Annotated in this window: 10 protein-coding genes; 2 read left to right on the forward strand and 8 right to left on the reverse strand. The window is 55.1% G+C overall.

Translation table 11 applies throughout. The features are described from left to right. Positions 1 to 95 precede the first annotated feature (95 nt). Positions 96 to 1,457, forward strand: a complete 1,362-nt coding sequence (mnmE, locus tag G5315_RS14885; RefSeq protein WP_421333283.1) for a tRNA uridine-5-carboxymethylaminomethyl(34) synthesis GTPase MnmE — start codon at positions 96 to 98, stop codon at positions 1,455 to 1,457. A gap of 162 nt (positions 1,458 to 1,619) precedes the next feature. Further along, positions 1,620 to 2,759 carry a site-specific integrase gene (locus tag G5315_RS14890; protein WP_159142772.1) on the forward strand — a complete coding sequence of 380 codons (1,140 nt, stop codon included), beginning with the start codon at positions 1,620 to 1,622 and terminating at the stop codon, positions 2,757 to 2,759. 201 nt (positions 2,760 to 2,960) lie between these two features. Here G5315_RS14890 and repC read toward each other — a convergent pair whose 3' ends face one another. From repC to G5315_RS14930, 8 genes are all read right to left on the reverse strand, one after another. Continuing rightward, positions 2,961 to 3,761, reverse strand: a complete 801-nt coding sequence (repC, locus tag G5315_RS14895; protein WP_058056544.1) for a replication protein C, IncQ-type — start codon at positions 3,759 to 3,761, stop codon at positions 2,961 to 2,963. Positions 3,762 to 3,786: 25 nt separating this feature from the next. After that, positions 3,787 to 4,659 carry a helicase RepA family protein gene (locus tag G5315_RS14900; RefSeq protein ID WP_376889760.1) on the reverse strand — a complete coding sequence of 291 codons (873 nt, stop codon included), beginning with the start codon at positions 4,657 to 4,659 and terminating at the stop codon, positions 3,787 to 3,789. After that, the gene (locus tag G5315_RS14905) at positions 4,646 to 4,981 is read right to left on the reverse strand and encodes a helix-turn-helix domain-containing protein (RefSeq protein WP_015848536.1); all 336 of its coding nucleotides are present in this window, start codon (positions 4,979 to 4,981) and stop codon (positions 4,646 to 4,648) included. The genes G5315_RS14900 and G5315_RS14905 overlap by 14 nt, the downstream gene beginning before the upstream one ends. 234 nt (positions 4,982 to 5,215) lie before the next feature. Continuing rightward, positions 5,216 to 5,818, reverse strand: coding sequence for a hypothetical protein (locus G5315_RS14910; protein WP_201954364.1), 603 nt, complete (start codon positions 5,816 to 5,818; stop codon positions 5,216 to 5,218). Between the two features lie 20 nt (positions 5,819 to 5,838). Beyond that, positions 5,839 to 6,621 carry a hypothetical protein gene (locus tag G5315_RS14915; RefSeq protein WP_323999269.1) on the reverse strand — a complete coding sequence of 261 codons (783 nt, stop codon included), beginning with the start codon at positions 6,619 to 6,621 and terminating at the stop codon, positions 5,839 to 5,841. Between the two features lie 217 nt (positions 6,622 to 6,838). After that, positions 6,839 to 7,807 carry an Abi family protein gene (locus G5315_RS14920; protein WP_323999267.1) on the reverse strand — a complete coding sequence of 323 codons (969 nt, stop codon included), beginning with the start codon at positions 7,805 to 7,807 and terminating at the stop codon, positions 6,839 to 6,841. Then, positions 7,807 to 9,522, reverse strand: coding sequence for a restriction endonuclease subunit S (locus G5315_RS14925; RefSeq protein WP_323999264.1), 1,716 nt, complete (start codon positions 9,520 to 9,522; stop codon positions 7,807 to 7,809). Before G5315_RS14925 ends, G5315_RS14920 begins: the two co-directional genes overlap by 1 nt. Beyond that, entirely contained in the window at positions 9,522 to 10,997 is a 1,476-nt protein-coding gene (locus G5315_RS14930) for an N-6 DNA methylase (RefSeq protein ID WP_371173522.1), read from the reverse strand. Before G5315_RS14930 ends, G5315_RS14925 begins: the two co-directional genes overlap by 1 nt. Positions 10,998 to 11,103: the final 106 nt, after the last annotated feature.

Here is an 11,103-nt window from a genome sequence, read left to right on the forward strand (position 1 = left end):
CCCGTGATGACAAAAGAGGCGGCCTTCGGGCCGCCTTTTTTATTACAATGTCTCCCACTACGTTTTCCTATCAGCGAACAAACGAGCCAAGCAAGATGACAACAGATACGATCGTGGCCCAGGCCACCGCGCCAGGCCGTGGTGGCGTCGGCATAGTCCGGGTCTCCGGCCCCGCCGCCGAACAGGTCGCCGAGATAGTGCTCGGCAAGCTCCCTCGGGTGCGCTACGCCGAATATCTGCCGTTCAAGGATGAGCAAGGCCAGGTACTGGATCAGGGCATAGCCCTGCTGTTCAAAGCCCCCAACAGCTTCACCGGCGAGGATGTGCTGGAGCTGCAGGGCCACGGCGGCCCCGTCATCATGGACATGCTGATCCGCCGCATTCTGAAAATCGACGGCATCCGCCCTGCCCGCCCCGGCGAGTTCAGCGAGCGCGCCTTCATCAACGACAAGCTGGATCTGGCCCAGGCCGAAGCTATCGCTGACCTTATCGAAGCCTCCAGCGAACAGGCCGCCCGCAGCGCCATGCACTCCCTGCAGGGGCAGTTCTCCAGCAAAATCCAGCAACTGGTGGAGAGCCTGATCCGGCTGCGCATCTATGTGGAAGCGGCCATCGACTTCCCGGACGAGGAGATCGACTTCCTCTCTGACGGCAAGGTGGCGGGCGACCTCTACAGCATCATGTCCGAGCTGGACGACGTGCGCAGTGAAGCCAAACAGGGCGCTCTGCTGCGGGAAGGGATGAAGGTGGTGATCGCCGGTCGTCCCAACGCCGGCAAATCGAGCCTGCTCAACGCTTTGGCAGGGCGCGAGTCAGCCATCGTCACCGAGATTGCCGGTACCACCCGCGACGTACTGCGCGAGCATATCCATCTCGATGGTATGCCGCTGCACATCATCGACACAGCCGGTCTGCGCGACACTCAGGACAAGGTGGAGCAGATCGGTATCGAACGCGCCTGGGCCGAGATCGAACAGGCCGACCGGGTGCTGTTTATGGTGGATGGCACCACCACAGACGCGGTTGACCCGCGGGAGATCTGGCCGGAATTTGTTGATCGGTTGCCAAAAAACATCGGCCTCACCGTCATTCGCAACAAGGCCGACCTGACCGGCGAGGATCTGGCACCGAGCCAGGAGCAGGGCCACGCCGTCTACCGCATCTCCGCCAAGACCGAGCTGGGGCTGCCTGCCCTGCGCGAGCACCTGAAAGCCTGCATGGGCTTCCAGGGCAACACCGAAGGGGGCTTTATGGCCCGTCGCCGCCATCTGGATGCGCTGGAGCGCGCCGCCGAGCGCCTGCTGGTAGCCAAAGAGCAGCTGGAAGTGTTCGTGGCTGGCGAGCTGGTGGCCGAAGAGTTGCGCCTGGCGCAGGAGTCCCTCTCCGAGATCACCGGCGAATTCAGCTCCGACGATCTGCTGGGCCGCATCTTCTCCAGCTTCTGCATCGGCAAGTAATGTGGTGAAAAATCAGCAATAAAAAGCAGCCAGTGAGAATATAAGATATTGTAAATATTGGACTTTGTTTTTTACTGGCTGTTCTTGCCTGATCTTGTTTCGTGAGAATTTACCCCGAGAGTACCCCGAAGTAACCTCTCGGGGTACTTTCGGGGGACAATTATGAAGATCAGCATCGAATTCCGCGAACCGGACGCCGAAGGCAAGCGCGCTCTGCGCTTAACCTATTACGCCGGCTCCTACCTTGACCCAACCACGGGCATCCGCAAGCACAAACGCAGCAGAGAGCCCCTGGATCTCTTCCTGTACGACAAGCCGCGAACCCCAGCACAGCGGCTCCACAACAAAGAAACCCAGCGAGCAGCCGAAGCCATCCGCGCCAAGCGGCTCTTCGAGTACGAGACAGGTAAACACCATCTGGATTTCTCGAACGCCTACAAGGCCAGCTTCTTCGAGTACTTCCAAGAGGTTACAGACCAAAAAGCGGCAGGCAGCAAGAGCAACCACTCTATCTGGATATCAGCCCTCAAGCATTTGCGCCAGTACCATAAACTGCCAGAGCTGACTTTCGAGGAAGTAGATCAGCTGTTCCTAGAGGGGTTTCGGCACTACCTGATGCACAAGGCCCGCACCAAAAGCGGCACACCACTGAGCCGCAACACCCAGAGTGCCTATTTCAACAAGTTGAGAGCAGCCTTGAACCAGGCAGAGCAGGATCGGCTGCTGCCGGATAATCCGGTACGACGTGTCAAAGCTATCCAGGGGGAGAAGAACAAACGGGTTTACCTGACCGAAGACGAGGTACGAGCCCTGGCCCAGGCCGAGTGCCGTTACGACGTTCTTAAGCGCGCCTTTCTGTTCTCTTGTTGCACTGGCTTGCGCTGGTCCGACATTCACAAGCTGACCTGGGCAGAGCTGGAGCCCTTCTATGGCCATTACCGTATCGTATTCACCCAGAAAAAGACCAGCGGCCTGCAATACCTGGATTTGAATGACATGGCGATGCAGCTGATGGGGCGCCCAGGCAAGGCAACAGAGCGGATCTTCAAGGGCCTCAAGTACTCGGCTTGGCACAACATGGAGCTCACCCGGTGGGCGTTGCAGGCGGGTATAACCAAGAAGGTAACCTTCCACAGCGCGCGTCATACCTTCGCCGTCATCCAGCTTAACCGCGGCGTCGATATCTATGCCCTTTCCCGCTTGCTGGGGCACAGTGAGCTGAGAACCACCGAGATCTACGCCGACATTCTTGAATCGCGGCGCCGAGATGCCATGCTCGATTTCCCCAATGTCTTGGGGTGATAGAAGCACCCTCGACAAGATCATGGCCAGGAAGAGCCAACAAATAGGCCAGCGCAACCATGCGCTGGCCTAGATTATCTTAGATAATATAGATCGGATTTCAGGATCGCCCTGCAGCCCAAGCGGTAACTGGGTTTCACTGAATTGGCTTGTGACCGTTATCGTGAACTTTGTGACCACTTTCGTGATAGTTTGTGACCGTTATCGTGATAGTGCAGGCCGGCCGATGGTAAACCGCCCCTTGGCATGTTCACTGATTGACCAACCCAGTTCAGCCAGTTCATACAGTGCCTTGCGAACTCGCGATTGCCGCTTTCGGTTGGTGGCCGCGCTGGACTTATCAGGAAAAGCGTAAGAGACCAGTTTATCTAAACCTACTGGCTTGCTGCGGCCACAATCAATCCAGGCACAAAGCCGCTGATGCAATATCCGGGCAGTGCTACTACGCAGTTGCCGTACCTCAGCCAGATCGATATAGGTATATCGGCCATTACCCAATATGGCATTGGTCAGCAATGGATTAAGCGCCACAAAGAGCCTATCGGTCAGGGGATCGCTGGCATAGTTCGCCAGCAGACGAAAACCACTACGCAAGCCTGCTACCTGTGCTATTACCGACACCTTCCACAACCGCTCGACAGTGCGACGCACCGTATTGGTGTCACGAGGGTTTGCGTAACCAATCTCCTTGGCCAGTTTGCGCAAGCTGCTTTTGACTACCAAGACATCCTGCTGGTTGGCAATCCCACGCAGCTGAAGTAGGTCTCGTAATATCTCTCCGGTTTCACCACTCGCAATAGTCCCAATCTTGCCACTTTCTGATTCAAGCCCAGCTAGGGCAACCAACCCTTGAAGTACGCGCAAATCGTCAGCCCCCAAGGGTTCTGGCCCAGAAAACTCAATCTGATTACCGTTATCCAAACGGTAAATCACCTCCAGCTTGTCACGGCGGCGTTGGCCATTCGAGATCGCCCTAAACAACCCGGGAGCAAGGCAGTGCATATGGTCGTGCCGGGCATGAGTCAATTCAAAGCAAGGCACGTTTGCCCCCAGCCCAGTGTATTTCGTCAAAACCAGCGGGGTACAGCACGCCACCTTCCTTCCGCTCCAGCCAGCGCTCCGGTAGTGGCGGCCCATAATTGCTTTTGCTTACCCCAAACCGCACGTAAAGCTGGCTCTTCTCTGCCGATACGCCCAGCTTCTGCGCCTCTTTCTTGGTCATAGTGGCGAGATAGGCCTGCCAGCGGACGTTGTCCACCAGTACAGACGAACCTCTGCTTGCCTGCTGCAGATCGCCAGCCTCTTGGAAAACTGCGGATTTGCTGGTGTGGTGTACAAACAACACAGCGCATCCCTTCAGCATGGCCAGCCGTTCCAGCTGACCCAGCACCAGTGTCATAGCACAGGCTGCATTCTCATCAGCATCGTGAAAGCGTCTCAGTGTATCGATAACCACCAACCTGACCCCCTCAGCCCAAATGGCAATCGCTTCCCACCAGCGGCTATCCAACACATTCGGACTGGCTCCCTGAAGCGATATCAAACGAAGGTCTCGTTCAACGTTGGCACGAAGTTCAGCATCAAGGCCTCCGCCCAAGGCAAACAAGCGCTGGTGCAGTACAGGCCAAGGGTCCTCGGCAGGCAAGTAGAGCACAGCCCCCCTGCCCAGCTTGCCAAGTTCAATCCAATCCGGCCCACCGGCGATCTGCATTGCCAGTTGCAATGCCAACATCGACTTGCCCACTCCTCCCGGTGACACCAAAGCACCAACGCAACCAACAGGCAGCCCCGGGAGGACAAAATCGAGGGGTTTCGGAGGTTCAATAAAAGCCGACCGGAGATCCTGGGGGCAGAGAGATGTAATCAGATCCTGTGTCATACCCACCTCACAACCGCCCATGGCTAGCTTGCCGCACACGCTTGGTTACATGCTCAGTGAGTTCGGCGTCTGGTGAAATGCGGTGGGAGAGCAGCCAGTCCAGCAGCTCAACGCGCTTGAAGTAGATTTTTTTGCCTTGTGGCTTGTAATGCGGCAGACGCTTTTCACTGGTCAGCCGGTACACATAGCAGACAGAAACCCCCAGCAACTCAGCGCACTCCTCGGCAGAAAGCACCTCTTTTTGCGCCTGTCCTTGCTGGATTACCAACTGCTTAAGCTCATAAAGCTCTTTCAGGATTGCCCCATTCGGATCACTGAAAACTGACGAATTTTGTTCGCGCATGCAGATTGTCTCCTAGTTACAAACATCAGCATGCAAGAGCGTACCGGGGACCTAACGAAATCCAGACCGCTGTAAGTGCCCGTTTTGGGCACTTACAGCGTTTTCTGGAAAATTTTCGGATGTGAAATTTAAGATGGAAACAGGAAGGGGGGGGGGCAAATGACACTTTGGCGAGAGACCGCCAGTAAAGTCATCAGGCTCCACTAGGTTGGCTATCCCAAGCCAACCACAGGATCAACGATGGCTCATCTCTTCGATCCAACGGCCAACGCCATCAGGATCGGCAAGCAGCTGAGCGAGCGGCAGATGGTTGGAGCACAAGGCGAGCTGGCCGCACTCCTCACTTTGCTTCCAATCCGGTTGATGAAGGGGCCAAGGCACCGGGCGCCACAGCTCATCGAAATGCTTGTCGCTATCTTCCAGACAACGGAACAGACTCACTTCAACAATGGCTTGGCCATCAAGTTGCAGAGGGTCTGGCTGGCCTTTTACCCCTGCCCGCAGCATTGAGGTATGGCGAAAATCGCTATCAATGTAAAGGCGGAAAGCCAGAGTGATATCGTTCTTTTCGGCCGTATCGCCACCCCAATCACGGTAACAATGGGTAGAAGCAAACAGTGGCAGATAGTCCCATGCCCAGCTGCTGGATGGGCGGGTTCCCGAGCGGCAGGGGCGGCTATTTTCGCTGGGCTCCCAATACCAGAACTCGGCGTCCAGCGCCTGACTGGCGATCTGATCGAATAGCGGCAGGATACGCTGGTAGAAACCGGCGGCGAGTCGGTGGGCTTGTTGCAGTTGGGTAACCAGCTGGGTGGTCTGTTCAAGATCGTGTGGCATGACGGCATCCTTAGCCAAAGTCAGTGATTCAAAAAAGAGAAATCGGGGCGAGAGAGGTACAATGTCCCGGCATAGTCGAGCAGAGCAGCCCAACCAGTAGGTTCAGCCGGTGGGGGAGTTTCCCGCTCAGACATTACCCCGCAATCCAGGTCCAGCTGCCCTGCGTAGGCAAACAACGGCGCCCATTCAGGCACCACCGGGGCCATGCCAAACAGCTCAAACGCCTGCAGCCACTCATCGCGAATGGCGCGATCCTGACGGCAGGATTCAAACTCGGAGGCAGTTTGCAGATAGCGGCGCAGTGGCTCCCATTCACGCAAGGTCATCTGGACAAAGCGTTCGGGCAGCTCTGGGCGAATCAGCGGGGCGACAGGGATATTACCAAGCGCAACGTAATAGAGCCGGTCTTCATAGTCATCAAACTCGGCTTCGCTGACCACAGCATTGACCTGTGCCAGCCACTGCTCCCGATACTGGTCACCACCGAACGGGGGCTTCACCTCGATAACCACCAGTGCGTCGTCAAAGTGGAGCAGCACATCGGGCTCGACATAACGGCGATCCTGCAACGATGCCAGTTTTGGCCACAGCTCCAGCCGTTGAAAGGTGGCCGGGTCTAGCGGATTGTCACCGAGTAGAAAGTGCAGCACGGCCCCCAGAGTACCGTCCGAGAGGTGGGGCAAACGGCCAAAGAAAGTGGCAGTTAGCAGATCTTCGCTGCCTTTAAACAGGTCGCGCCAGCGCAGGGATTCCCCTTCCCGCTCGATACGCCCAGCCTTGCCATGCAGGATTGCATGTAGCATCGCAACTCCTTGTAATATTGATATTTCAAGCCGGCTCTCACGTAGCTGAAGAGCCTTTGAGATCCTGCTTTAATACCCACTCGACTACCACTCTATCCGTCACAAAATGGGGTAAAAAAGTTTGACTGAATGGAGGTTCCCCCCTATTCTTCTCCGCAACACGACCCCGGCCTCTTGGTTGCTTCGCAACTTACGCTGGGGTTCTTATTTGGTGGATTTACCACCACTCCTGCCAGTTCTCTATGTACCCCATATTTGCCAACCCGAGCTTGCGCACCGACTTTTGTGTGGGGAACGTCAGCAGATGATCCCGCAGGCGCAGATGCCACTGGGTATTCGGGCAAATCACCTTGAGTAGATGCCGTGTGATGGCCAGCAACACGAATGGCTTGGCAAGCCGCTCATCGTCTCTTGCCAGGAAATCGCACCACGGCACCTCTCTTGGCTTGGGCAACTTCACCTGCGTCGTTACGTTGCGGTTCCAGAGGCGGCTATGATGGGCGCAGATATTGCGCAGGTAACTGAGGCCGTAGATCCAGCTGGCAAACACCTGCCAATCCAAACCGTATTTGCTGGCGATATGCTGCTGATCCGACACCTTCATCATGCCGATCAGCTGCGAGATGGCGCCAAAATCAAAGACTTCCACCGCCACCCAGATCGGCAGCTCCTCACCATGGCGCTGATGGTAGTGGCGCACAAAATCCTCTTTGGAGCGCTTTACCAGCCCCCGGTATTTCTCCATCCACGCCTCAAAGTGGGTCTGGTGACTCCCCCTGAATGCAGGCTGCCGGATAAAGCTGGGGTGGAAGTAGCTGCGATCGAGGTGAGCAAAGGTATTTCGCTTGCCAAGGAGATAGGCAAGATCGACCCGCAAGGCCACCTCGATCCGCTCCAGTGCATCCACTACCAGCAGACGCAGCTTCTTGTCGAACAGATAGAGCTCCACCGCATCCAGCAGATGGGTATCGGGGCAAAACTGGTCAGTCGCCCGGGTCTCCCGTTTGCTTTCCCCCTCAGCCGGAGGCTCAAAGCGGCGAAACGGGTACCAGTAGCCGCTTAAACGGTAATAGCCGATCCGCTCCAGATAGCTCAGTGCGGCATCCCGGTCGGTGACCGTGATACCGCGCTCAATCAGCTGATCCAGTTGCTGTTGATAGCTAAGCCAGGGACGAGCGTAGGGCATCAGGCAAGGGCTCCCTCCACCAGCGACTCGGCCAAGGCAAGTTGGGTCTGCTGGCTGGTTTGCAGGCGGGATTTAAGTTGATCGCAGATAGTCATTAACTGATCGATTTTGGCAACGATACGATGTTGTTCAGCTAATGGAGGTAAACAAACGACTATAGGATATAGCTTTCTTCCTGAAATTACAGGCTGTGCTGTTGCATTATCATGTTCATTAAGATTTGTAGCTTTTAATAACCAAGCCAAAAATTCAAGATGAACATTTACATGAGAGAAGCTGGTAATAAATGCATTGTCTGTCACCCATGCCTTACTCGGGGTTATATGAACTGAACCACAGTAAAACCCTACTCTACCAATAACTATAGTTGGCTGACTTACATTAAACTGGTCGTGATAACCAGTTATACCATTACCGCCAAAAACGGGGATAGAACCATCGCTAGCCATTTGTTTTGATGTAAGGCCATCACCAGATGATATTTTAATGATGTCATTCAGCCTACATTGCAGCCACCCTTCTGGTAGATTGCATAGTTTTTCGTCTTCACTAATTGCAGGAAGCGGTTTCTCTTTTTTGATTTTCTTCTCTTTGACCAGCTGGGCTTTTTCGGCGGCGATACGCTCCAGCAGGGTGGAGGCGGGTTCATCGCTGGGGTCTTGCGATACCAGCTTGCCCATCACCGCCAGTTGCAGGATGGTCTGTTTCAAGGCGTCGATGCTGGCCTCAGTGGTAAAGAGGGTATCAAAGTGAGTGCTTAGCCGCGCCCAGTTTTGCGCCAACTCGTCGGCATTGGCACTATCTGTGAGCGTAGCGAGCAGGGTCTCCACCAGCATCTGATGGGCTGCTAGCTGTGATTCGCTGCGCAGTTCCAGCTGGTCGCAGAGGGCCATTAGCTCACCCACTTTGGCGACGATGCGGTGTTGCTCTGGCAAAGGTGGGATAGCAATGACAAGCGGATTTAATTTTTCCAGTGATATATTGGCAATATTTGTTGTCTGACTTGATCTATCGATAAGAACAGACCTTGTCTGAGGTGCTCGTAATACAGTCATTAAAAAAGATGCATCAATTTCATATGGCCTAATAACACTAAGAAAACCACCAAATGTTGCACTTCCAGATGGTATTTTTTCTATGTACGCAACTTTACCAACAAGCTCCTTGCTGTTTGCCATAGACATAACAATGTCACCAACTTCGACTCGTTGTTCTAGACGTTTAACAAATGAGGTTTTTACATAAAGCAAGTCATCCCATTCTATTTTATCTTGGACATTAGCTGTACGCAGGCAAGCAATTCTATCTTCTGATGGCTCGCAGTGTTTTTCGCTAGCAGGAAATGTAATACCACGAATAATGGCTACAATATCTCCTAAACATCCCCACTCCCATCCCTCTGGTAGATCAAAAGGTTGCTCTTCCTCACTAATTTTCGGCAAGACCTTAGACTTTTTAATTTTCCCTTCTTTCACCAACCGCGTCTTTTCGGCGGTAATCCGTTCCAACAGCACGGAGGCGGGTTCATCGCTGGGGTCTTGCGGCACCAGTTTGCCGCGCACGGCCAGCTCCAAAATCAGCTCGCGCAGCTTTTTGATACCGGTGAGCTCCAGCTTGCTGTTGCTACCGCGCCCGGCACTGCTTTTTGGGCGCACCGCCGCAGTCCAGAGATCCAGGTGGTCGGTAATCAGATTTTCTATTTTCAGAGCCGCCATTATGCCTGCCCCCCTTGCTTGCCCAAGGCGTCGCCAAGAATGGCTTTTAGCTGGTCACGCAGGGTCTGGATCTCGGCCTGCTCTGTGGCATAGCGCGTCAGCAGCTCGTCCGGATCGTGGCTTATCTGCTCGCCGACATGGGGGTTTTTGATATCGAGGTTAAAGTTGCGCTCGATAATGGTGTCGATGCTGACCTTCCAGGCATGCTCGTTCTCTACCCGGGCGGCAAAGCCGTCCGCCTCATCGCCCCACCAGGCGATCTCGGCTTCGAACTCCTCGAACTTCATCGGCTTGGTCTTGCTGTAGTTCTTCACCCCAGCCGGATAGGGGTGCTCATAGAACCAGACATCCTTGGTGGGCTGGCCCTTGGTGAAGAAGAGGATATTGGTCTTGATGCCGGTATAGGGGGCAAACACGCCGTTGGGCAGCCGCACTATGGTGTGCAGGTTGCACTCAGCAGTGAGCAGTTGCTTGATCTTGGTTTTGACCCCTTCGCCAAACAGGGTGCCATCGGGCAGCACCACGGCGGCGCGACCGCCCTTTTTCAGAACTTCGATGATGAGCTGCAGGAACAGGTCGGCAGTTTCTCGGGTGCGCAGATCGGCGGGGAAGTTCTGCTCTATGCCATCCTCTTCGGTGCCGCCAAAGGGCGGGTTGGTGAGGATCACATCGATATCGCTATCCCAGCTCGAGAGCGGTTGGTCGAGGGTGTTGCCATGGCGAATTTGCACCGGCACCTCGATACCGTGGAGCAGCATATTAGTAGTGCAAAGGAGGTGCGGCAGCTGTTTCTTCTCGACCCCGAGGATCTGCTTCTGCAGGGTCTGATGGTCTGCAGCGGTCTCGACATAGTGCTCTTTGACATGATCGAAGGCGCAGGCGAGAAAGCCGCCGGTGCCGCAGGCCGGGTCCATGATCCGCTCGCCGAGTTTGGGGTCGATGCGGTTAACCATAAAGCGGGTGACGGCGCGGGGGGTGTAGAACTCGCCCGCGTTACCGGCGCTTTGCAGGTCACGCAGGATCTGCTCGTAGATGTCGCCAAACAGGTGGCGTTCGCTGCTGTCGGTAAAGTCGATCTCGTTAAGCTTGTTGATCACCTGCTTAAGCAGGGTGCCGTTCTTCATGTAGTTGAAGGCATCGCTGAACGCCTCTTTCACCACATAGCCACGGGGGTTGAGGCTGATATTGGCAGGCTGGTTTTTCAGACTGTCGAACAGATCGTTGTTGACGAAATCGAGCAGGGCATCACCGGTCAGCCCTTCGCTATCAGCCGCCCAGTGGCGCCACAAGAAGCGTTCGGGGATGGGGCAGCGGTAGTTATCCTGCTCAAACTCTAGCTCCTCTTCCTGGGCGTCGAACACTTTCAAAAACAGCAGCCAGGAGAGCTGGCCGAGGCGCTGGGCATCGCCGTCGATACCGGCGTCCTTGCGCATGATGTCCTGAATGGATTTGATGACTGAGCTGATGGATGACATGGGATTCTCTGCTTTTTACAAAAATGGTGACGAATACAGGGGCGAATGCGTCAGGAAGATCGATCAAACAAGCGGCCATCATTGGAATGGCCGCATGGTAGTTCAG

This window comes from Aeromonas sp. 603607 (assembly GCF_049171595.1).
Lineage (GTDB): Bacteria > Pseudomonadota > Gammaproteobacteria > Enterobacterales > Aeromonadaceae > Aeromonas > Aeromonas veronii.